At 69.3% G+C, this 21,140-nt stretch carries 16 protein-coding genes and 1 pseudogene; 8 read left to right on the top strand and 9 right to left on the bottom strand.

Annotation, left to right across the window (positions count from 1 at the left end; translation table 11 throughout):
• Positions 1-26 precede the first annotated feature (26 nt).
• From zwf to ACFP1Z_RS30950, 4 genes are all read right to left on the bottom strand, one after another.
• Positions 27-1,487, bottom strand: a complete 1,461-nt coding sequence (gene zwf, locus ACFP1Z_RS30965; RefSeq protein ID WP_390321044.1) for a glucose-6-phosphate dehydrogenase — start codon at positions 1,485-1,487, stop codon at positions 27-29.
• A 2-nt stretch (positions 1,488-1,489) separates the two neighbouring features.
• Positions 1,490-2,389, bottom strand: a complete 900-nt coding sequence (gnd, locus tag ACFP1Z_RS30960) for a phosphogluconate dehydrogenase (NAD(+)-dependent, decarboxylating) (protein ID WP_390321043.1) — start codon at positions 2,387-2,389, stop codon at positions 1,490-1,492.
• Positions 2,389-4,044, bottom strand: coding sequence for a glucose-6-phosphate isomerase (pgi, locus tag ACFP1Z_RS30955; protein ID WP_390321042.1), 1,656 nt, complete (start codon positions 4,042-4,044; stop codon positions 2,389-2,391). Before pgi ends, gnd begins: the two co-directional genes overlap by 1 nt.
• A 478-nt stretch (positions 4,045-4,522) precedes the next feature.
• Positions 4,523-5,104, bottom strand: coding sequence for a DUF3291 domain-containing protein (locus ACFP1Z_RS30950; protein ID WP_390321041.1), 582 nt, complete (start codon positions 5,102-5,104; stop codon positions 4,523-4,525).
• Here ACFP1Z_RS30950 and ACFP1Z_RS30945 point away from each other — a divergent pair.
• Complete coding sequence (locus tag ACFP1Z_RS30945; RefSeq protein ID WP_390321040.1) at positions 5,080-5,520, top strand: helix-turn-helix domain-containing protein; 441 nt, start codon at positions 5,080-5,082, stop codon at positions 5,518-5,520. The genes ACFP1Z_RS30950 and ACFP1Z_RS30945 overlap by 25 nt on opposite strands.
• On the opposite strand, the gene ACFP1Z_RS30940 is transcribed toward ACFP1Z_RS30945, so the two are convergent.
• The 4 genes from ACFP1Z_RS30940 to ACFP1Z_RS30925 form a co-directional block, all read right to left on the bottom strand.
• On the bottom strand, positions 5,456-5,719 hold the full coding sequence (locus ACFP1Z_RS30940; protein ID WP_390321058.1) for an AEC family transporter: 264 nt from the start codon (positions 5,717-5,719) through the stop codon (positions 5,456-5,458). The genes ACFP1Z_RS30945 and ACFP1Z_RS30940 overlap by 65 nt on opposite strands.
• 35 nt (positions 5,720-5,754) lie before the next feature.
• Entirely contained in the window at positions 5,755-6,849 is a 1,095-nt protein-coding gene (locus ACFP1Z_RS30935) for a helix-turn-helix domain-containing protein (RefSeq protein WP_390321039.1), read from the bottom strand.
• A gap of 66 nt (positions 6,850-6,915) precedes the next feature.
• On the bottom strand, positions 6,916-7,368 hold the full coding sequence (locus ACFP1Z_RS30930; protein ID WP_390321038.1) for a hypothetical protein: 453 nt from the start codon (positions 7,366-7,368) through the stop codon (positions 6,916-6,918).
• Between the two features lie 19 nt (positions 7,369-7,387).
• Positions 7,388-13,585: an RHS repeat domain-containing protein gene (locus tag ACFP1Z_RS30925; RefSeq protein WP_390321037.1), complete on the bottom strand. Its 6,198-nt coding sequence runs from the start codon at positions 13,583-13,585 to the stop codon at positions 7,388-7,390.
• A 557-nt stretch (positions 13,586-14,142) separates the two neighbouring features.
• Between ACFP1Z_RS30925 and ACFP1Z_RS30920 the strand changes: the two genes are divergently transcribed.
• Positions 14,143-16,989 (top strand): VCBS repeat-containing protein, encoded by a 2,847-nt coding sequence (locus ACFP1Z_RS30920; RefSeq protein ID WP_390321036.1) that lies wholly within the window; start codon positions 14,143-14,145, stop codon positions 16,987-16,989.
• A gap of 73 nt (positions 16,990-17,062) precedes the next feature.
• Here ACFP1Z_RS30920 and ACFP1Z_RS30915 read toward each other — a convergent pair whose 3' ends face one another.
• Positions 17,063-17,281 (bottom strand): hypothetical protein, encoded by a 219-nt coding sequence (locus tag ACFP1Z_RS30915; protein ID WP_390321035.1) that lies wholly within the window; start codon positions 17,279-17,281, stop codon positions 17,063-17,065.
• Between the two features lie 74 nt (positions 17,282-17,355).
• Between ACFP1Z_RS30915 and ACFP1Z_RS30910 the strand changes: the two genes are divergently transcribed.
• The 6 genes and pseudogenes from ACFP1Z_RS30910 to ACFP1Z_RS30885 form a co-directional block, all read left to right on the top strand.
• Positions 17,356-17,973 (top strand): RNA polymerase sigma factor, encoded by a 618-nt coding sequence (locus ACFP1Z_RS30910; RefSeq protein WP_390321057.1) that lies wholly within the window; start codon positions 17,356-17,358, stop codon positions 17,971-17,973.
• Complete coding sequence (locus ACFP1Z_RS30905; RefSeq protein ID WP_390321034.1) at positions 17,970-19,034, top strand: CU044_5270 family protein; 1,065 nt, start codon at positions 17,970-17,972, stop codon at positions 19,032-19,034. The genes ACFP1Z_RS30910 and ACFP1Z_RS30905 overlap by 4 nt, the downstream gene beginning before the upstream one ends.
• Entirely contained in the window at positions 19,031-19,330 is a 300-nt protein-coding gene (locus tag ACFP1Z_RS30900; RefSeq protein WP_390321033.1) for a hypothetical protein, read from the top strand. The genes ACFP1Z_RS30905 and ACFP1Z_RS30900 overlap by 4 nt, the downstream gene beginning before the upstream one ends.
• 15 nt (positions 19,331-19,345) lie before the next feature.
• Positions 19,346-20,215, top strand: a complete 870-nt coding sequence (locus tag ACFP1Z_RS30895; protein ID WP_390321032.1) for an SGNH/GDSL hydrolase family protein — start codon at positions 19,346-19,348, stop codon at positions 20,213-20,215.
• Positions 20,216-20,389: 174 nt separating this feature from the next.
• Entirely contained in the window at positions 20,390-20,887 is a 498-nt protein-coding gene (locus tag ACFP1Z_RS30890) for a hypothetical protein (RefSeq protein WP_390321031.1), read from the top strand.
• A pseudogene (locus ACFP1Z_RS30885) lies at positions 20,878-20,978 on the top strand (IS5/IS1182 family transposase); the annotation flags it as partial. The gene ACFP1Z_RS30890 and the pseudogene ACFP1Z_RS30885, both read left to right, overlap by 10 nt.
• Positions 20,979-21,140 lie beyond the last annotated feature (162 nt).

Genomic DNA, 21,140 nt, shown 5'->3' with positions numbered 1-21,140 from the left:
CCCGGAGCGCCCGTCACGTCACGGATTTACCGGCTTTCCGGGAGATACCAGCGGTAGGGCTGGATGAGTCGGCGGATGCTCTCCGGACCCCAGGAGTCCCGGGCGTACGGCTCCACAGGAGGCGGATTCTCCAGGAGCGGGGCGGAAGCTTCCCAGAGGCGTTCGATGCCGTGGGAGCTGGTGAAGAGGGACTGGTCGCCGAGCATGGCATCGAGGATGAGGCGTTCATAACCCTCCAGGGCGTGGGCGGTGTTGAAGCAGTCGGTGTAGGCGAAGACCATCTCGGCTTCGCCGAGGCGCATGTCGGGGCCGGGTTCCTTGGCGAGGAAACGGGCGGTGATGCGGCCGGGGTCGGCGAAGTCGATGACCAGCTCGTCGTGGCGGCCGCCTGCGGTGTCCTGCGCGGCGAGGGGGAACATGCGCAGAGGAGGTTCGCGGAAGCCGAGGGTCACCACGTGCCGCCCCTGGGCCAGGGCCTTGCCGGAGCGCAGGAAGAACGGAACGCCGGCCCAGCGCCAGTTGTCGAGTTCGACGCGCAGGGCGGTGAAGGTCTCGGTGTCGGAGTGGCGGTCGACACCGGGTTCGCTGCGGTAGCCCTCGTACTGGCCCCGGACGGTGCAGGCCGGGTCCAGGGGGCGCAGGGCCTGGAAGACCTTGTCCTTCTCGGTTCGCAGGGAGTCCGCGGTGAGGGCGGCGGGCGGCTCCATCGCGATGAACGCGAGGATCTGGAACGGGTGCGTGACGATCATGTCGCGGAAGGTGCCGGTGCCTTCGAAGAACCCGGCGCGGCCCTCGATGGTGAGTTGCTCGGGGACGTCGATCTGCACGTGGCTGATGTGGTCCCGGTTCCAGACGGGTTCGAAGAGGCCGTTGGCGAACCGCAGGGCCAGGATGTTGTCGACGGACTCCTTGCCGAGGAAGTGGTCGATGCGGAAGATCCGGGACTCGTCGAAGACGGCGTGGATGGTTTCGTCGAGTGCCCGTGCGGAGGGCAGGTCGGTGCCGAAGGGCTTCTCCACAATGAGGCGGCCGCCTTCCGCGAGGCCGGTCGAACCGAGCTCCTGTACCACGGAGGGGAACGCCTTGGGCGGTACGGCCAGGTGGAACAGCCGCCGGGGACTGTTGCCGACGGCTTCTTCGGCTTCGCGCACGGCCGTGAGGAGCGGCCCGTAGGCGCCGGGGTCGGCGGCGCCGAAGGAGAGCGCGCTCTCGAACTCCTGCCACACGGGGCCCTCGGGCTTCGTTCTGCCGAACTCCGCGACCGCTTCCCGCGCCTGTTCGCGGAACTGTTCGGTGCCGAGTGCGTCCGCTGCGGGTGCGGAGCCGATGACGCGGTAGCGGGAGGGCAGCAGCCCGGCACGGGCGAGGTGGTAGAGGCCGGGGAGGAGTTTGCGCTTGGCGAGGTCGCCGGTGGCGCCGAAGAGGACGATGACGTGGTCGTCGGGGCGTGGACCGCGTCTGCCGGCAGTGCGGGCGGGACTGGACACGGTCACTCCTTCTTCTCGGCGTGGCCGCCGAATTCGCTGCGCATCGCGGAGAGTGCCTTGGCTGTGAACGTGCCGAGGTCCCGGGATTCGTAGCGCTGGCCGAGGGCAGCGCTGATGACCGGTGCGGGGACGCTCTCGTCGATGGCCGCGTGCACGGTCCAGCGGCCTTCCCCGGAGTCGGAGACCCGTCCGGCGAAGTCGTCGAGCGCGGGCGAACGGGCGAAGGCGTCGGCGACGAGGTCGACCAGCCAGGAGCTGACGACCGAGCCGCGTCGCCAGACCTCGGCGACTTCGGCGACGTCGATCTCGTACTGGTAGGCGTCGGGGTCGCGCAGCGGGGCGGTCTCGGCATCGACGGTGCGTGCGCGCAGGCCGGCGTCTTCGGTGCGGGTACGACTGGGGGTGGGTTCGGCGGTGCCGGTGCCGGGGGCGATGGTGCGGAAGACCGGGTCGAGGCGCTGTACGGCCTTGTCGTCGCCGCCGATCATGAGGCAGTAGCCGCGTTCCAGGCCCCAGACCCCGCCGGACGTGCCACAGTCGACGAAGTGGATGCCGTGCCGGGCTAGTTGGCGCGCGGGGACGATGTCGTCACGGTAGTAGGAGTTGCCGCCGTCGATGACGGTGTCATCGGCGTCCAGCAATGTGACCAGCTGGTCGAGCATGGGCTGCACTGCCCCGGCAGGCAGCATCAGCCAGACGTTCCGCGGCGGTTCGAGCTTGTCCACGCATTCCTGGAGCGAGAGGGCGGGCGTCGCTCCCTCCTGCTCCAACGCGCGTACGGCGTCGCGGTCCAGGTCGTTGACGACGCAGCGGTGGCCATCGCGCATGAGACGACGTGCCGGATCGGCGCCCATACGGCCGAGACCGATCATGCCGATCTGCAGGGGTATGCCGGTGGCCATCACGGTCCTTCCCGCTGTTGTCCGCTGTCCTTGAGTGTGCGGTAGTGGTGAATGAGGGCGTTCGTCGACGAGTCGTGCTCCAGCGATGGTTCGTCTGCGGCGGTGAGGGCCGGGGCGATCCGGGTGGCAAGAACCTTGCCCAGCTCGACACCCCACTGGTCGAAGGAATCGATGCCCCACACGGCGCCCTGGGTGAAGACGTTGTGCTCGTAGAGCGCGACGAGACGGCCCAGGACACGGGGTGAGAGCTGCTCGGCCAGCAGCACGCTGGAGGGCCGGTTGCCGGGCATCACCCGGTGGGGCACGACCTCCGGCGGGGTGCCCTCCGCGCGCACATCCTCCTCGGTACGGCCGAAGGCGAGGGCCTGGGCCTGGGCGAAAACGTTGGCGGTGAGGAGGTCGTGGTGGTCGCCGAGCGGGTTGAGCGCCCTGCCGAAGCCGATGAAGTCGACAGGGATCAGCCGGGTGCCCTGGTGGAGGAGCTGGTAGAAGCTGTGCTGGCCGTTGGTTCCCGGCTCGCCCCAGTAGACCGGCCCGGTGTCGTAGTCGACCCGGTCTCCGCCCAGGGTCACGCGCTTGCCGTTGGACTCCATGGTCAGTTGCTGCAGGTAGGCGGGAAAGCGGTGCAGATACTGCTCGTAGGGCAGGACGCCGACCGTCTGGGCACCGAAGAAGTCCGCGTACCAGATGGCGAGCAGGCCCATGAGCACCGGTAGGTTCTCGGTGAGCGGTGCGGTCCGGAAGTGCTCGTCGATGTCGTGGAAACCCGCCAGCATTTGATGGAACTGTTCCGGCCCGATGGCGATCATTGTGGACAGGCCGATGGCGGAGTCCATGGAGTAGCGGCCGCCGACCCAGTCCCAGAAGCCGAACATGTTGGCCGTGTCGATGCCGAACTCCGCGACCCGCTCGGCGTTGGTGGAGACGGCGACGAAATGCCGGGCGACCGCGTCCTCGCTGCCCAGCCCGCCGACCAGCCAGTCACGGGCCGAGCGGGCGTTGGTGAGGGTCTCCAGCGTGCCGAAGGTCTTGGAGGAGACGATGAACAGTGTCTCCTCGGCCGACAAGTCGCCCAGAGCTTCCACGAGATCGGTGGAGTCCACGTTGGAGACGAACCGGAAGGCGATGTCCCGCCAGCTGTAGTGACGCAGCGCCTCGTACGCCATGACCGGGCCCAGGTCGGAGCCGCCGATGCCGATATTGACAACGTTCCGGACGGGCTTGCCGGTGTGTCCCAGCCACTCGCCGGAGCGTACGCTGCGGGCGAACTCGGCCATCCGGTCCAGTACTTCGTGGACCTGGCGGACCACATCCACCCCGTCGACGGTCAGGGAGGTGTCCCTGGGCATGCGCAGAGCGACGTGGAGCACGGGCCGGTCCTCGGAGACATTGATCCGCTCACCGCGGAACATCGCGTCCCGGTGTTCTTCGAGGTGGCACTCACCGGCGAGCCGGAGCAGCAGCCGCATGGTCTCGTCGGTCACGAGGTGCTTGGAGTAGTCGAGGTAGAGCCCGGCGGCCCGGGCACGCAGCCTCTCGCCCCGGCCGGGGTCGTCGGCGAACAGCGTCCGCAGATCGGTCTGCACGATCTCCGCGTGGTGCCTCTGGAGCTCCTGCCATGCTGGACGCTCGCGCAGCGGGGTGGTGGTCGGCATGGGTTCGCTTTCCGTTGTGCGGGACGGTCAGGCTGCTACGGCCTGACTCGGTCCAGGGCGCTCAGGGCGACCGGGGCGGCAGGAGTCCCTACCGGCGTCCGGCGCCACCGCCCGGAGCCCGGCTGCCCGTGATCCGGACGACATCACGGCACCACCGATGGTGTTCACCGCGAGGCGTCCGGCGTGTTCGTCGAACGTTCCGATGCCGCCGGCCCGCTCCGCCCAGTAAACGACAGGTGCCGACGGGCTGCATCCGCACCGTGGTCCGACCGTGCCGGTCGGACCACGTCGCCCCAGGCACGAACGGCGCGCACCGCCATCGCCCGGTCGGGTGCATGGGCGGCCACCGCTCGCTCCGCCTCCAGCGACCCCACAGCGAATGGACATGTTTCCCCGGCCGCCGCCGTGTCGCGGACGGCGCGGGGCCCCAGGGTGCCGGTGCGGCGTGCGGAGAAGTGAACGAGCGGCGAGGATGCGGCTAAGCCCAGGAGGGCGAAGCCCCGGGTACTGGCGGGCCCGCCGTAGCGCAGACGCCTTTGATCCTGGTCGGAGTTCCGTCCGGGGCGAACGAGCGGTGGAAGGTGAAGGCGTGCGGCGTGGAGCCGTGGTCGTGGAGGTGTTCCAGCCTGGAAACCCCTTCCTGCCAGGTGGGTATCACGTCGTCGGAGACCCACCAGAACACGTAACCCGGGTGTTCCGTCCTCTCGAACCAGTCGTAACGCCTGTTCAGCGCCTCACGGTGCAGACCGGCGTAGATGGCGTCGAAGGCGGGGCGCAGGCCGGTCCAGAGCGAGAGGGTCGCGGCCAGGGCGGTGGTTTCCACCGTACGGCCCTTGCCGTACCAAGCCGGTACGGCGAACTCTCCCCACGCACCCCAGTCCGCCTCGAAGTGTGAGCCCCGGCCGCCGTATGCCGCTTCGGCATGCGCGAGGAATCCGGGGTGCTGGCCGATCTTCCGGTAGACGGCCTCACCCATGTCGTAGAACTCGCGCGTGAGAGGTGAGGGATCGGCGAGAGGTGACTTCAGGACGCCGAATGTGTACAGCGCAAGACGGGGCATTCGTCTCTCCCTGGTTGGGTGTGCGACCGTGGGCGGTCGCCGAAGACCAGGTGAAGGTAGCTGCTTCTGCGGGCCGTGTCGAAGTTGCGTTTTCTCTGTTCAAGTGGCCCTCTTGCACCGGCCATTGCGAGGGAATGCCCATCCGCGCCCCCCCGTCCGACAGCCCCGAACGCGTGCGGTTGAAGAAGGCGGCCTGCCACAGGACCGAGCACCGGCTGCGGGTGCGTGCACAGGTTGTGCTGCACGCCGTACATGGACGCTCCAGCGCATGCATTGCCCGGGAGACGGGGCTGCATGTGGACACCGTGTGCCGCTGGCGTGGCCGGTTCGCCCAGGCGGGCCTGCCCGGGCTCACAGACCGTCAACGCTCTTGTGCTGCGTCCCGTACAGGTACCCCAGCACGACCGTGCCCATGAACACCGTGCTCGGGAATCCGACGGTCAGCGCCACGATCGCGGAATGTGCCGTGTCACGGCGGAACACCAGGCGGGCCACCCCGAACACCAGGAGATAGCCGGCCAGCATCGGTACGACGACCGCGACGGCCAGCGGGATGTCGGACAGCAGTGTTTCGCGCCGCATCGTGACCATGCCCGTGAACAGACTGGCCGGCAGGGCGTACTATAAGGTGCGAATCAACCAGAAACGGGCTAAAGGTTGGATCGCCTCGAAGGTGCCGGAACCGAGGCGTAACCCTCTGTCAAGGGCACAGCCTCGTCGCTGGTCCCGTCGCTTGATACTGCCTCGGACATCTCGTCGGTCCACGGTCGGGAGTGGGCGATGGCTGGGGCAATGTGGCTGCCTCCGGGGAGTACCACGAGGCTGTTGGCAACCAACGGGCCGGCGGCCGGCAGGTTCGCGCGGAGCTGCCGGCTGACGATGAGGGGACTGCCCGTCAATACGCCGCGCCACTCGGTCGCGAGGGCGTGGTAGGCGGTCGGGGTGAGGCCGGCCAGTGTCCGGAAGTCGCGGTTGAGGTGTGGCTGGTCGGCATAGCCGGAAGCGGCGGCGACGTCGGCCCATGAGGACCAGCCGGTGGTGCACGAGAGACAGACGGCTCTCTGCATCCGGGCGATGCGGGCCACTGTCTTGGGGGACGAGCCGATCTCCTGACGGAACCGGGCGTTCAAGTGCTGGCGCGACCAGCCCACTTCGTCCGCGAGTGTGCCGATCCGTACGTCGCCCGACAGAGCGGTCAGCCGTTGCCAGGCCCGCCGGAGCGGGAGCGGCAGTTCCGGCCCGGCGCTGATGCGAGTGATCAGATAGCTGTCCAGCAGCCGGAACCGTGCGGACCAGTCCGGGGCCTCGGCGAGCTGCTCGGCCAGCCGTCGGGCGCCGGCACCCAGGAGGTCGGTCAGGCTGACGCAGAGATCGGTGAGTTCCTGCAGCGGGAGGCCGAACAGCGCACGAGCGCCCGGCGCGGTCAGCTGCATCGTCACGCCGTACACCCGCCCCACTCGCTCGATCTCCATCGGCCGGCCCCTCAGCCCTATCACCGGGGAGAGCACTGGACGCAGTTCCGGTCCCCGGGCGTTGACGGCGCGACTGCGGGCCGACGGCTCGAAGTCGATGGCGACGAGCACGCTGTCCAGCGCCGTGACCCGCCGCCGCAGCGGCCGCGCGAGCGTCCAGTCCCACCCCGTGTACGAGACCACGGAGCCGGCCAGCCGGGGATGCGGAACGCGGAAGGCGAGCTGAGCCGGAGAAGCCAGCCCGACGCTGCTCAAGGATGCCTGGTCGTCCACATCGCTCCCCTCGGAAGCCCGGACAGCGGGCTCAGCACCGCGATCCTACTTTTGCCGTCCGGGTGCTCAGAAGTCCTCGAAGAACAGGAGCAGGAACGCGAAGCCCCCGCCCATCAGCAGTACGAGGGTGAGGATGGCCCACTTGGACATCGAAGTCTCCGTGATGTCCTTGGCGCTGCGCCAACTCTTGCTCTTCTCGGCCACTTCCTTCCGGTGGATCAGGCCGGTGAGGCCGAGCGCGAGAAAGCCCACGGTGCCCAGGGCCAGGGTCACTTGCTGGGAGTAGCCGCGGAGCGAGCCGACAACCAGCAGGAGGGCGAGAGCCGGGATGAACCAGAGGCCCGCCTCGATCTTCAGCTTTCGGGTGGGTATGGGGGCCACCCATGCCAGGCAGTGAATGGCCACGGCTGCGGCAGTCGTCGCGTAGAGGACGGCCACGGGAATGGCGTCGAGGCGCATGGTGTGCTCCGGGAGGGACAGAACGGGTGGCCCGGCCGCCGCCCACGGCGGCCGGGCCACGGTAGGTGGATATCTGCTGCTACCACTGACGCCAGTCGGTGGTGGAGGCGCCGACGGTCACCGGCATCGCATCGTACTTGAAGCGCATGTATCCGCCGACGGCTCCCTTCTCCGGCAACGCCGCCTTCAGTCCGCCTTCGATGAAGCGGACTCCGCGTGCTCCCATTCTCGCGGCGGCTTTACCGGCCAGCCTTCCGGCGCCGCCGCCGATGAGGCCGAGTCCGAGGCCGACCGCGGCGTTCTGGAAGTTCTCGCCACCGAGCCCTTCACGCTTCAGGTGAATGGCCGCGCTGGCGACGCCGGTGCCGAGGGAAACGGCCGCCAGGAAGGGGGTGAAGGGAGTGGGTACCATCGCCGCCGCTCCCGCGAGGGTGCTGATCTTGCCGAGGATGTCGGCGGTCCGGTACGAGGTGGCCGCCTTCGCCACGGCGGAGGCGCCCTTCTTTATTCCGGACACGGCCGAGGCGGTCCCGGAGCGAATGGACTTGCCGACGGACTTTCCATAGCGCTTGGCCGAGGAGACCGCGTAACTCGTCTTCTTCTTGACGTACCGGTACGCCTTCTTCGTGTAGTTGACCGCCTTCCTCACGAATTTCTTCGTGGACGAGATGGTCTTGCGGATGATCTTCTTCGCCTGTTTGGCCACGTACCGCGCGGCCTTCTTCACGGTCCGGACGGTCTTCTTGACGACCCTCTTGACCGTCTTGACGACCTTCTTGGCGACCTTCGTGACCTTCTTGACGGCCTTCTTGGCTGTCTTCTTGGCCTTGTTCCAGAGCTTGCCGAAGAACAGACCGTCCGGGTCGGAGAAGGAGACCGGGTTGTTGTTGGCGTACGCGTACGCGTTCATGCGCTGCGACTCACCGAAGTCGGTCATCGGGTCCACGCTGAGGAACCGGCCGAGTTTGGGGTCGTAGGCGCGGGCGCCCAGCTGGGTCAGTCCGGTGCCGTCCCTCGTACCGCCGACGAAGCCCCGCTCGCCGGGCCAGGAGGCCGCGGTCGCGGTGCCGCCGCGTTCTTCACCGAACGGCAGCATCGTCCGGTGCAGGATCTCCTGGGTGGCGCCGTCGATCGCGGTGGTGGCGGTGCCGTGGTGGTCGTCGAAGAGGAACTGCACCTTGCCGTCGGCGCGGGCCGCCACCGTTTCGCCGCCGAGGCGGTAATAGCGGGTGCCCGTCTTGGCCTTGCCGTCCGGGGCGAGCCGGAGCTCGTTGTCGCCGGGCAGGTAGAGGGTGGTGCCGCTCGCGTCCTTGCGCAGCAGGCGCTCGCCGTCGGCGTCGTAGGTGTAGCGGGTGGTGGTGCCGTCCTTCTCCTCCACGGAGGCGAGTTCGCCCTCGGGATCCCACGTCAGCTTCTGCTGGACGCCGCCGGTGTCCCGGGCGGTGGTGTTGCCGCTCGGGTCGTAGCCGAAGGTGTCCGTGGTCTGCGGCTTGCCGTCACCGGTCCGCGTCTCGACGGAGGTCAGGGCGTGGGGCTTGGCGCCGCCGGGCTTGGCGTAGTGGTAGGTGCGGGTGACGTCACGCGCGGTGTCGCCGGTGACGCCGGTGACGTCGTGGCGCACCTCCTTGGTGCGGTTGCCCAGGGCGTCGTAGCTGTAGGACAGCCAGTACGGGGACGGGCCGCCGACCGTGCTCCTGGAGGGGGCCCCGGTGCAGCCTTCCTTCGCGGTCCAGGCGTGGGTGAGGCGCTGGAGGGCGTCGGTGGTGAAGCACTGGGTGTCGGTCTGCTTCTCCTTGTCCTGTCCGGTCTCGGTCCTGATGCCGGTGACGTTGCCGGCCGGGTCGTAGCTGTAGTGGGTGTCGTCCACGCGCTGCGGGGCGGCGCTGCGGTCGGTGGTGACGCGGCTCAGCTGGCCCGTGTGCTCGTCGTAGGCCCAACTGCGGTAGAGGCGGTTGTTCTTGGAGTTGTACTCGGTGCGCAGGGCCCGTCCGAACGGGTCGTACGTGGTGGAGTTGACCAGGACGCGCCCGCCGGCGGTCAGCCCCTGCTCCTCGTCGTGCCGGTCGTAGCGTGTCACCACGCGCTCGGCGGGCAGATCGCCGATCGCCGGCTGGATGACGGAGGTCGGCAGTCCGGTGTGGTTGTTGTAGGTGTACTCCCAGCGGTAGGAGCCGGCCAGGGCGCCCTCGCTCGCGGGGACGGTGACCTCCACCCCCGTGGGCTGGTAGTCGTCGGTGTAGCCGGTGATCTTCTGGGTGTAGGAGTTGCCGTCGACCACCCTTCGGGACTGGGCCAGTTCGCCCTTGGCGACGGTGTCGTACGTCCAGTCGGCGAGCAGGTTGTCGCCCTGCTTGAGCGAGACCTTGCGGCCGAGCGGGTCGTAGCCGGTGGACAGGGTGGTGCCCCGGGCGTCGGTCGTGCTGACCGGCCGGTCCAGGGCGTCGTACGCGGTGGTGACCGTTCCCTGGTCGGGGTCCTCGGAACGGACCGGACGGCCGCGCATGTCGTAGCCGAAGGAACGGACGTTGCCCGCGGCGTCGGTGACCTCGGTCAGGTTGCCGCGCCGGTCGTAGGCGTACGTGACGCTCTGCGACGTGGTGCGGTCGGCGTTGGTGTACTCGACCTTCTCGACGGTCCGGCCGAGCGCGTCGGTGACGGTGGTGGTCGCGGTGCCGCCCTTCGGGGGGACGACCGTGGTGCGGTTCCCCTCGTACGCGGTGGTGACCCGCTTGGTCTCGTCCCCGTACTTCAGGGAGATGGAGGCCGTCGGACGGCCCGCACCGTCGAACTCGGTGCGTACGGCGGCCGGGACCTTGGTGTCGTCGCCCGCGACAAGCTTGGGCTCGGGGTCCCCGGTGGCGTAGTAGCTGTCGTAGGTCTTCCACTCCAGTCCGCGCGAGTCGTACTGCTTCTCGGTGATGACGCGGCCGGTTCCGGTGCTCGACGGCTCCTGGGACTGGCGTTCGCGCAGCAGGCCGTCGTAGATCGCGTGGCTGGTCTCCGCCGAGCCGTAGCCCCGCAGCCGGGTCGTGGAGATCGTGGGCGGCGCGGTCCGTGAGATCGCGTAGGTGTAGGACGCGCTGGGCGCGTCGGGGTACTTGCCCTTGTCGCGCCCCGGCTCCCACACCTGGACCAGGCGGCCCAGGCTGTCGTAGACGGCGTCCGTGCGCTTGCCGTTGGCGTCGGTCTCCGCGGTGGGCAGGCCACGGCCCGGGTCCAGCTCGGTGGTGAGGGTGTGGCCGAGCGGATTGGTGGCGACGGTCCTGGTCGGCGCGGCACCGGCGGCGGGGGTGTACGCCGTGGTGACCGTGCGGTTCTCGGCGTCGGTCACACTGACCGGCCGCCCGTACGGGTCGTACGCGGTCCTGACGACGGTGACGAAGCCGGTGCCCTTGCCGTCGTTCTCGTCCTCGCGGGTCGCGTTGCCCTTGGCCGGGGCGGCACCGAGGGTGTCCGAGCCGTCGTAGTACGTGCGCTTCTCGGAGATCAGGTCGCCGCCGGCACCGCAGGCCGCCGCGACGGTCTTCCGCGAGGCCACCTCGCCGAGGATGTTCTTCGCGGGGTTACGGGCGTACGTCGTGGTGGTGCAGGTCTCGTCGCCGCTCTTGGCGATGTCGCCGTGGTCGGTCTCCGAGACGACCATGCCGTGGTCGTCGAAGGCACGCTCGGTCCTGGTCCGGTGCCAGCCGCCCTCGCCGTCCTTGGCGGGGGACCGGCCGGTCTCCTCGCGCACGCCGGTCATCCGGGCGGTCAGCGCGGGCAGGCCGGGCCGGGCGTGCGAGGCGGTGACGTCGGAGAGCCAGGGCGTCCGCGCGGAGGACTCGACGACGGTGTCGCCGTCGTAGCTGATCTCGGCCCGGGTCATGCCGGCGAAGGCGGGGTGGTCGGTGGTCTTCCCGCCCTCGTAGTCGGCGACTTGGGCGCCCTCCAGGCCGCGGAAGTAGCGCGCGCGGCTGTCCAGCCTGCGGCCGTCGCTGCCGTTGCCCACCTGGGTGCGCACCTCCGCGTAGCCGCGGAACTCGCTGTGGGTGCGGTGCTCGGGCTTGGTGAACTCGTCCTCGCTCCTGGCCCAGGCGGCGCCGCCCAGGTAGGAGTAGTCGGTCTGCTTGGCGGGGGCGCCGCCGACGTTGTCGTGCTCCAGGACCTGGGTGACGACGTACTTGTGGAACCAGTCCTTCACCGGCTTGTGGTCGGCGCCGGGCGCGTCGGGCGAGGTCCAGTACACCGGGTAGCAGCGGCGGGAGTTGGACGTCTCGTCCGGCAGGTCACCGGGCTTGCAGTCCGGCGCGGAGTAGGTGACGCCGATGGTGCCGCCGGTCTCCGTGGTGATGCCGTACACGCGGTAGCGGACGAGCGGCGGGATGCCGTCACCGGTGGTGTCCACACGGTTGGCCAACTGCTGGCCGTTGAAGGTGACCTCGGGCAGGGCCTGCGGCTTGTCGCCGGTGTCCCCGGTACGGGTGATGCCCGCCAGCCAGAGGGCCGGGGTGCTGCCGTCGCCCGGGTCGGGGAACTGGTGGCGCAGGTCCCAGGTGTCCACGGTCCGGTAGCCGTCGCCCTGGAGAACCTTGGTGGTGACCTTGGTCAGGCGCTTGGTGGTCCAGAAGGTGGGCGCGGGCTTGCTCTTGCAGTCCTCGCCCGCCTTGCAGTTCTGGTCCACGGGAACGTCGGGCCAGTGCCGGGCATTGGCCATGGTCATCTTCGACGGGGCGCAGTCGAAGGAGGAGTCCGCGAGGCAGCGCTCGGCGGTGGTGAACTCCACCTTCGCCGCGGCCCCGTTGGCCTTGTACGCCTCGCCGGCGCGCAGGCCGTACTCGATACGGACGAGGTGACCGCCCCGGGCGTACGCGGTGGGTGTTCCCTTGCCCGTGATCAGGTCCGCGTTACGGGCGTAGTGGTTGGCCTCGGCGGCGTAGTAGTACGCCATGGCGTTGTCGTTGGTGTCGACGACGTAGTCGAGGTTCCAGCGCCACGCCTGGTTGCAGGAGGAGCCGGCGAAGGAGTCCTTGTGGCAGGGCTCACCCTTGTGGTTGCCGTAGACCGGCACGTTCCACGTGGAGTTGGTCTCCGTCCTGCCACTGTCCCAGCCGGGCAGCCGGTTGTAGCCGAAGTAGTACTGGACGCCGTCGGGCGTGGTGATCCGCCAGTGCTCGCCGTCGTCGTCGCCGTTGCCGCGGCCGGTGTCCTTCAGCAGCTCGACCCTGGTGCCGTCGTCGTCCTTGAACTTCCAGGCACCGCTCTTGTCGTCCTTGACCAGGACGTGGGACTTGCCGTTGAGGGAGAGGGTGGCGTTCTCGCCGCCCCAGCACAACTCGCCGTTCTTGGCCTTGTTGTTGCCGTCCTTCATGTCGTCGACGCACGGCTTGTAGCGGCGCTCGACGTAGTTCTCCGACAGGGACCAGCCGTCACCGACCCAGTTGGCCTGGTTGTTGGTGGCCGCGGTGCGCCCGTCGAGCGACTGCGAGGAATAGCCGAGGTCCAGGTCGGGCTCCAGACCGCCCGGGACCTCCGGCGTCTGGAGCTCGTAGGTCCAGGCGAAGCCGCCGGCGGAGCCGCCCGCCGCCCACTTGCCCGACGGCGAGAGCGGGGTGGCCCGGAAGTCGCCGCCCCCGCCGGCCGGCGCGGCGGTGGCCGCGAGGAGGACCGTACCGGGGGCGGCCGACAGGCCGGTCACCGAACGTGCCTTCCGGGGCGCCCTGGTGACGGGCTTGCTGTCGGCGCCCTCCTCGCCCGCGCCCTCCTCGCCCGCGCCCGCCTTGCCGTCGAGCGGGACGTCGGCGGTCAGGGTCTCCGCCCCGGTGTCGTTCTTCGTGGGCAGCGGGGTGCCCTTGTCGCAGCCGTCCTTGCCGGGCGACTCCAGCGCACAGCCGGGCAGCTGCACGAGCGTCAGGCGGGAGGCCCAGTCACCGCCGTACGCGTGGGCGAAGTCCGAGTAGTCCAGCCGGACCTGGGCCGAGCCGTCGGCGGCACCGGGCTTCCCGCGGACCGCCAGCAACACGCCGTCGACGCCGAGCCGTTCGGCCGCGGACCGGTCCAGCACCTGGACGTCCGCGCCGCCGGGGGCCTTCACTTTCTCGCTGCCGGCCTCGGGCCAGCTCACCTTCGGGGCGGACCGCAGCGCGTCGGCGGCCGCGTCGTCGCGTTTGCCGTCCGCCGGTGCGCCCTTGACGGCTGACACGGGGACGGGCGAGGTCTTCTCAAGTCCGGGCAGGGACAGTTTACTCAGGGCGGTCGCCGCCTCGGCGCTGAGCATGCCACCGCCGACGGACAGTACCACCGAGGCCGCCACCGTACGCCCGAACAGGCGTCTGCGATTGCGGCGGGATCTCGGTGGTGACGAATGGGCGCCGCTTCTTCCGGAGCCCCTCAAGGAACGCAGCACGCTGCTCCCCCCATCTCGAATTACGTGACCCCGGAACATTACTGACTCTTTAAAGTCTCTTGATGTGACCAAAGTCCCGAAACGGACAGGTCCATGGTCCCGGAGTTGCTCGTTATGTGCTGCGTCGTGGAGTTGTCGACCCCCGGTGGGGCGTCGTTGGTCATCATGTGTTTACGCTTACTTGACGCGCTCTTTGGGCGAGTGATTTCCTCGGCGGGGCTCTTTCCCGGCCAGAACTGGAAGGACTGGTAATGTCCGTCGTGCCGTCAAGGCGCAGAGATTATTTCGGTTGGCGCAAGGTGGTTTCCTGTGCTGCCGTCGGGGGGCTCCTCGCGACGGCACTCGCCGGAACCGCCACAGCAGCACAGGAAGGTGACGGCCCCTCAGTTCCTCGCGGCGAGGAGCGGACGGCCGCTCAGCGGGCGGCGGACACCGGCGAGCCGGTGGAGGTCGTGTCGCGGCGTACGGAACACACCACCGTGTACGCCAACCCCTCCGGCACGTTCACCACCGAGGAACATGTGGTGCCGATCCGGGTACGCAAGAACGGCGCGCTGGTCGAGGCCGATCCCACCCTCGTCCGCGGCGGCGACGGCACCGTGCGGCCGAAAGCCGCCTCCGTCGGCCTGGAGTTCTCCGGCGGCGGCAAGGGGCCGATGACGACCATCACCCGCGACGGCCGCAGCATGGCGCTGTCGTGGAAGGGCGAACTGCCCGAGCCCAGCCTGGACGGCGACACCGCCACGTATGCCGAGGTGCTGCCCGACGTCGACCTCAAGCTGCGGGCCGCGGTCACCGGCTTCCAGCAGCTGCTGGTCGTCAAGTCCCGCAAGGCGGCCGAGAGTTCCGAACTCCGCACGCTGCGCTTCGCGCTCGACGCACAGGGCGTCCAGGTCCGTGCCGACAGGGACGGGAACCTGAAGGCCGTCAACCCGGCGGGCCAGGAGGTGTTCACGGCCCCCACCCCCACGATGTGGGACAGCTCAGGCGTCCGCGCGGGCGCGCCCGTGCGCGTCGCCCGCTCCGCGGACTCCAGAGCCTCACGAGCCGCGGCTCCGGCGGAAACGGCCGCCGAGGAAGGCGGGTTCGTACCCGCGCTGGGGGCCAAGGAAGCCCCCATGGACGTGGCCGTCGGGGACGGCTCCCTGCGCCTCACACCGGACAAGGACCTGCTGACCTCCCCGGAGACCACCTTCCCGGTCTATATCGACCCGCACGTCTCCGGGGCCCGGCAGAACTGGACGACCGTCGCCAAGAACTACCCGGGCACGTCCTTCTGGAACAAGAGCGACAACATCGCCCGGACCGGCTACGAGTCCGAGACCGGTGGCACGTGGCGGTCGTTCTTCAGCATGGACGCCCGCAATCTGTGGAGCACCGACAAGCAGATCGTGAAGTCCACGTTCCGCATCAAGAACACGCACTCCTGGTCGTGCACCAAGAAGCCGGTCGAGCTGTGGGACACCGGCACCATCAACTCCACCACGACCTGGAACAAGCAGCCCTCGTGGAGCAAGAAGCTTTCGACCGTCACCGACGCCAAGGGCTGGGCGGGTTCCTGCCCCGCGGGCAACCTGGAGTTCGACAACACCGCCAACGCCCAGGAGGCGGCGAAGAAGAAGTGGAAGACGATGACGCTGGGCCTGCGCGCCAGCGAGTCCGACGTCTACGGCTGGAAGAAGTTCGACGCCAAGACCGCCGTCGTCTCCACCGAGTACAACACCCCGCCGAGTGCGCCCACCGGCTACGGCACCAGCCCCGCCACCCAGTGCGCCGCCGAAGCCCCCTACTCGGCCGTCGGCAACACCGACGTCCAGCTGCACGCCAAGATCACGGACCCCGATGGCGGCACCGTCCGGGCCCGCTTCATCATGTGGCCGACCGGCGGCGGCTCGATGGTCTTCGACGAGACCGTCGCGGTCAGCAGCGGCAGCATCGCCCGGGTGACCGTCCCCAAGTCGAAGTTCAAGGACCGCACGGCCTACTCCTGGCAGGTGCGGGCCGAGGACGGCAAGGCCGTCACCGCCTGGACCCCCAACCCCCCGTGCCGTTTCACGGTCTACAAGGACCGGCCCAGCACCCCGCCCGGGGTCTCCTCCAAGGAGTACCCCGACGGTGAGGGCGGCTGGCCCGTCAACACCAGCCCCGTTCGTACCCCGGGCACCTTCACCCTCACCAACGGCGGCGCCAAGGACATCGTCGCCTACGAGTACTGGTCCACCCTCGACGAGACCGTACGCACGCTCAAGCCCGGCAGCCCGGGCGGACCGGTGACCGTCAACCTCACACCCGTCAGGACCGGGCCGCACTACCTCTACGCGCGCACCCTGGACCGCGCCGGAAACCGCTCCGACGCCCACGCCTACCTCTTCTACGCCAACGGCCCCAAGACCCCGGACAAACCGGGCGACATCAACGGCGACGGGCACGCGGACCTGTGGGCCGTGGACGCCGACGGCACCCTGCAACGCCACTTCGGCGACGGCACCGGCAAGCTCACCAAGGCCGACCGCCCCGCCTCCGTCACCGGCTACTACAAGAACTCGCTCATCACCCACGGCGGCGACTGGACCGACGACGGCTACGAGGACCTCCTCGAACTCCGCCCCGACGACACCGAGAAGCGCCGCCGCCTGTGGATCAACCCCAACAACGGCTTCGGCTACGCCTGCGTCGAATGCGAGGCGGGAGCCGAGGACGACCGGCGCGAGCTCAACGTCTGGGACCCGGGCAACGACCACTGGCAGGACGCCGACCAGATCCTGGCCATCGGCGACGTGGACGGCCCCCTCGACCTCGACGGCGACGGAGTCATCGGCCCCGACGACCGGCCGGGCCACCCCGACCTGCTCGTCAAGAAGGGCGACCAGCTCTGGCTGTACTTCGGCTCCGCGTCCGGCTACCTGGACGAGTACCTCGACCAGCCACCGGTCCTGCTGGGCGACGACGGCTGGAGCGACTTCGACCTCGTGGCCCCCGGCGATGTCACCGGCAACAAGCGAGTCGACCTGATGGCCCGCCAGAAGAGCACCGGCGACCTCTTCGTCTACGAGGGAACCGGCCCCAACGGTGAGGGCCTGGGCGCCGGTGAACACCGCACGAAGGCCGGCTGGGCCTGGACCCCGACCAGCCGACCGCTGATCACGGCCGCCCCCGACGCCACCGGCAACGGCAAGCCGGACATCTGGGCCACGAACGACAACGGCGACCTGCTCTTCTACGCCGACTTCCGCCCGGACGGCTCCGACAAGCCGGTCACGGTCGGCGGCGGTCTGAAGGGCTACCGCTCACTCGGCTGACACCCCGCCCCACAGGGCGGCGCCGGGCGCCCCGCGCCCCGGCGCCGCCCTGCTGCCTTACTGCCTTGCCGGATCACCAGTGCGCGTGGAGCGTCAGCAACGCCCACATCTCCTGCTCGACACCGGCCGGGTAGCGGCGGGTGTCGGCGGCCCTGGGCTGCGGCAGTATCGCCGGCGCCTTGCGTCGTCGGGCGACGTCCAGCGGCCGGCGGCAGTTCCCGTCGGGGGCGGTTACGGTTGAGCGCGCGGTCGACGGGTCGTGGCCGTACCGGCGGCGTGACGCGATGCGCACAGGTCAGCCGGGTGTGACGCAGGTCACCGGAACCTGCTTTGTCGGGCGGACAATTCCCGGGTGTGAGTTATGTGATGCACGACCGTATACGGGGCGGTGACCCGGAGGCGTTTCGGTGCTTGTTCGAGGAATTCAGTGGGCTGGTGCACCGGCACGCGGTGCGCGTGACCGGTGACCGGGCCCTGGCCGAGGACGTTGTCTCGCTGACGTTTCTGGAGGCGTGGCGACTGCGGGAAAGACTGCGCGACGAAGGGGAGAGCGCGCGGCCCTGGGTGATGGGCATCGCGGTGAACGTCCTGCGGAATACCACGCGAGCCGCACGGCGTCATCGGGCGGCGATGGCCCGCCTCCCGGCCAAGGACACCCTGCCGGACTTCGCGAGCGAGGTGGTCGGGCGCATGGCCGACGCCGAGCGGCTGGCCGCGGCGAGGACGGCGCTGGACAAGCTGCGCCGTTCCGAGCGCGAAGTGGTCACTTTGTGCGTGTGGTCCGGACTGAGCTACGAGGAAGCCTCACAGGCACTGGGAGTGCCGGTGGGCACGGTGCGGTCGAGGCTGTCGCGCGCACGCGACCGGCTGCGCAGGCTCACCGAAGAGGAATTGTGCAAGGACGCTGCCGGCAGCTCGCGGCCGCGCGCAGTCCGGGCCGTTACGCCCGGGCCGGGGGACACGACCAAGGGATGGAAACGATGACGCGCATGTTCCGGCGGCCGGACGAGCCGCTCCGTCACGCCGAGTTCGACCTGCTGCTGCCCGCGCCGGGCGACCCGGTACTGCCTCCTGCTCGCCGCGCCCTGCTCCAGGAGCACTTCATGAACGAGATCCAGCGCCCCGCCCCCGCCCCCGCCACGGCCCCGGGACCGGCTGCGGTCCGGCGCATCCTGCGGCGGCCGGTCTGGATCGCCCTGTCGGCCGCGGCGGCACTGGCCGCCGGAGTGCTGGTGGCAAGCCCGTGGGAGCAGGGAGACCGCAACGGGGTTCAGCAGGCGCGGGAGGCGGCACCACCGCAGACCGTCACGCTGCAGCCCGGCACCACGCAGGGGCTGTCGGCCGCCGTTGAGCAGATCGCGCTCGCGGCGGCGCGGCAGCCGCTGCTGGAGCCGAGGCAGGACCAGTTCCTCTACATCGAGAGCCAGGTGTCGTCCCTGCGCGGCACCTCGTCCGGCGGCAAGGAGAAGAACTGGGTCACGCCCCTGCACACACGCCGCCTGTGGACCTCGCCCGACGGCACGAAGGGATACCTGTACGAGCCCGGGCACAGCCTCCTGGAAGGCAAGGGCGAGGACCTCGACAAGGCCGGGACCAGCGGCCGGCACTCCTACAACAGCCTCAAGGCTCTGCCCACCGACCCCGACTCCCTGCTCAAGCGGCTCTACCAGGGCGGGCAGAAGGGCAACCCGGACGCGGACTGGGCCGCGTTCAAGGAGATCGGCTCCCTGCTGCGGGAACAGATCGCGCCCCCGCAGACCAGCGCAGCCCTCTACAGGACGGCCGCACAGATACCCGGCGTCAAGCTCATCGACAGCACCACCGACGCCGACGGCCGTCCCGGCATGGCCATCGCCTTCGACAACGACGGCATCCGCTCGGAATGGATCTTCGACAAGAAGACGTACTCCTACCTCGGCGAGCGCATGGTCCTCCTCAAGGACGCCTACGGGATGAAGCCCGGCACCGTCATCGGCCAGACCGCCGTCACCACACGGGCCGTGGTCGACGCCAAGAAGCAGCTGCCCGGCGGAGGCACGGCGTGAGCGTCCAGCGACGCCTCCCGGCCGAGTTCACCGCATTCCACACGCTCCACCACCGTGCCTACCTCGAACACGCCCGCGCCAGACTCCCCCTCGCCACGCACGCCCGACAAGCGGTCGACCGAACATTCCACAGGCTCGCCTCTACCTGGGCCGATGTACTGCGGCAACCGAGCGTCGAAGCCCGCGCCCTGGCCGTCCTCGATGAAGAGATCACCAAGCTGTCGGCAGCCGGCAACCTCCATACCCCCGCCGCGCGCCCCGCGGACACACCACGGCCAGGCTCCGGGAGCACCTGATGGAGAACAGAAATCTTGAGCCAGTCCCGCAGGAACACCACCTCGCCAGGGTCGCGCAAACGCCTTGCGGTCCACTGCCGTTCGCACTTCGCCCGCTTTCCGGAGTCCCGCGCACGACGTCCTTGGGCCGCGCTCCTGACGGCAGAACTGATGATCACCGCCGCTGTCGCCATCGGTGTGCCGTCCGTCGGCGCCGTGATCGCTGACGGACGACGCTCTACGCAGAGTGAATGGAGGGTTCCGCAGCTGGTGGTGATGCCCCTGGGAGACTCGATCACCTATGGCACCGGCAGCTCAACCGGGTCGGGCTACCGCGCCGAACTCCGGAACCTGCTGGCCTCGCACAGCAAGGACGTGCGCTTCGTCGGCTCACAGCGAAGCGGTGAGGCCCCGGTCCGGGAGCACGAGGGCCATTACGGCTGGAAGATCGGCGGCCTGACCGGCCGCACCGGCCAGTGGCTCACAGCGGTGAAACCCAACGTAGTACTGCTGCACATCGGCACCAACGACATGCACGACGACTATCGGGCGGACCAGGCACCCGAGCGGCTCGGCCAACTGGTAGACGAAATAACGAACACTGCCCCCGGCACGACCGTGCTCGTCTCCTCCCTGGTGCCCTCCGCCGACCGCAGAACCCAGAACAGAATCAAGAAGTTCAACGCCGCCGTGCTGAAGCTGGTAACGGACCGCCGGAACGCAGGATTCCAGACCGGGTACGTCGACATGGGCAACGTCACAACCAGCGATCTCCGCGACGAACTGCACCCCAACGACAACGGCTACCACAAGATGGCGGGTGCCTTCTACCGCGGAATCGCCACGGCGGCCAACGAGGGCTGGATCAGGGAACGAACAGAGCCAGGCCACCATCACTCATCGTGAATCTCCGAGAGACCGTTCACGGCTACGGCAAGGCTCCTTACCTGCTGCCGCGCGCCCTGTAAGAGTGGCGCGGGTGGCCAACACAGCAGCCTGAACAAGACGTTCACGGATCGCGATGAGGACGAGGCGCCACAGTGGTGCGGGTGGGCGAGACCGTCAGACGGCCTGTTGACTATGTCACCGGAGAGGTGCAACGGCGACGACTTCGGCAGCACGGGCGAACAGGCGCGTAAGGCCCGCCTGTTCCTCGACGCCTATGGCTGCTCGGAGCGGGAACGTACAGACGCAGTCGAGCTGGTACCGGACCGGCTGCGGTGGCTGGTGACCCTTATGCAGGAAACGGCGGCGAAGGGCGACCCCAACTTCATCCGGCACATCGAGGAGGGGCACATGGACCTCTACCTGCGGGACATCGCGTACGTGGAATCACAGCGCGCCGCCTGGCGCCGCCTGGTCATCGGTAGCCTCCCGGCATGGACACCGGAAGGGACGGACACAGTGAGCCAGGGCCCGGTCTTCCTGGCCGGCCCCAAGGGTGAGCGGACCGGACCGCCACACCCGCAAGCGGGACTGTCAAGGGTCGGCCTGCTGCGCAAGGCGGACGAGGCTGTCGGCTTGCACCGCATCGTGCTCGGTCTCCTCGAAGCTGGCGGACCGGCCGGTCGCTGGTGAGCGTGGACTCCACCCTCTGCCGCGCCCATCAGCATGCTGCCGGAGCCCGCAGGCATACCCCCCTCGCGTCCCCAGCAAGCCGACTCGCCCTGGCTGCTGCGGTCAGTAGATGATCGACACGATCTGGCAGGCGGCTTCGGCCAGTTGACGGTCGCCGTCGACACGCGCTTGGGCGAGGGCGGTGTCCGGCCGGACACCGCGGGTGCACAGGCGTCAGGCGGTCTCCGCGTGCAGCCGCACGAACGCGGCGGGG

The organism is Streptomyces gamaensis, assembly GCF_042656465.1.
GTDB classification, from domain to species: Bacteria; Actinomycetota; Actinomycetes; order Streptomycetales; family Streptomycetaceae; genus Streptomyces; species Streptomyces gamaensis.
This window is presented reverse-complemented; position numbering and strand designations above follow the sequence as displayed.

What these genes read in the sequence shown, in the direction of transcription:
- gnd (WP_390321043.1), bottom strand. Translation starts at nt 2,389, where the DNA reads ATGGCCACCGGCATACCCCTGCAGATCGGCATGATCGGTCTCGGCCGT.
- pgi (WP_390321042.1), bottom strand. Translation starts at nt 4,044, where the DNA reads ATGCCGACCACCACCCCGCTGCGCGAGCGTCCAGCATGGCAGGAGCTC.
- ACFP1Z_RS30945 (WP_390321040.1), top strand. Translation starts at nt 5,080, where the DNA reads ATGTGTACAGCGCAAGACGGGGCATTCGTCTCTCCCTGGTTGGGTGTG.
- ACFP1Z_RS30950 (WP_390321041.1), bottom strand. Translation starts at nt 5,104, where the DNA reads ATGCCCCGTCTTGCGCTGTACACATTCGGCGTCCTGAAGTCACCTCTC.
- ACFP1Z_RS30910 (WP_390321057.1), top strand. Translation starts at nt 17,356, where the DNA reads ATGCACGACCGTATACGGGGCGGTGACCCGGAGGCGTTTCGGTGCTTG.
- ACFP1Z_RS30905 (WP_390321034.1), top strand. Translation starts at nt 17,970, where the DNA reads ATGACGCGCATGTTCCGGCGGCCGGACGAGCCGCTCCGTCACGCCGAG.
- ACFP1Z_RS30890 (WP_390321031.1), top strand. Translation starts at nt 20,390, where the DNA reads ATGTCACCGGAGAGGTGCAACGGCGACGACTTCGGCAGCACGGGCGAA.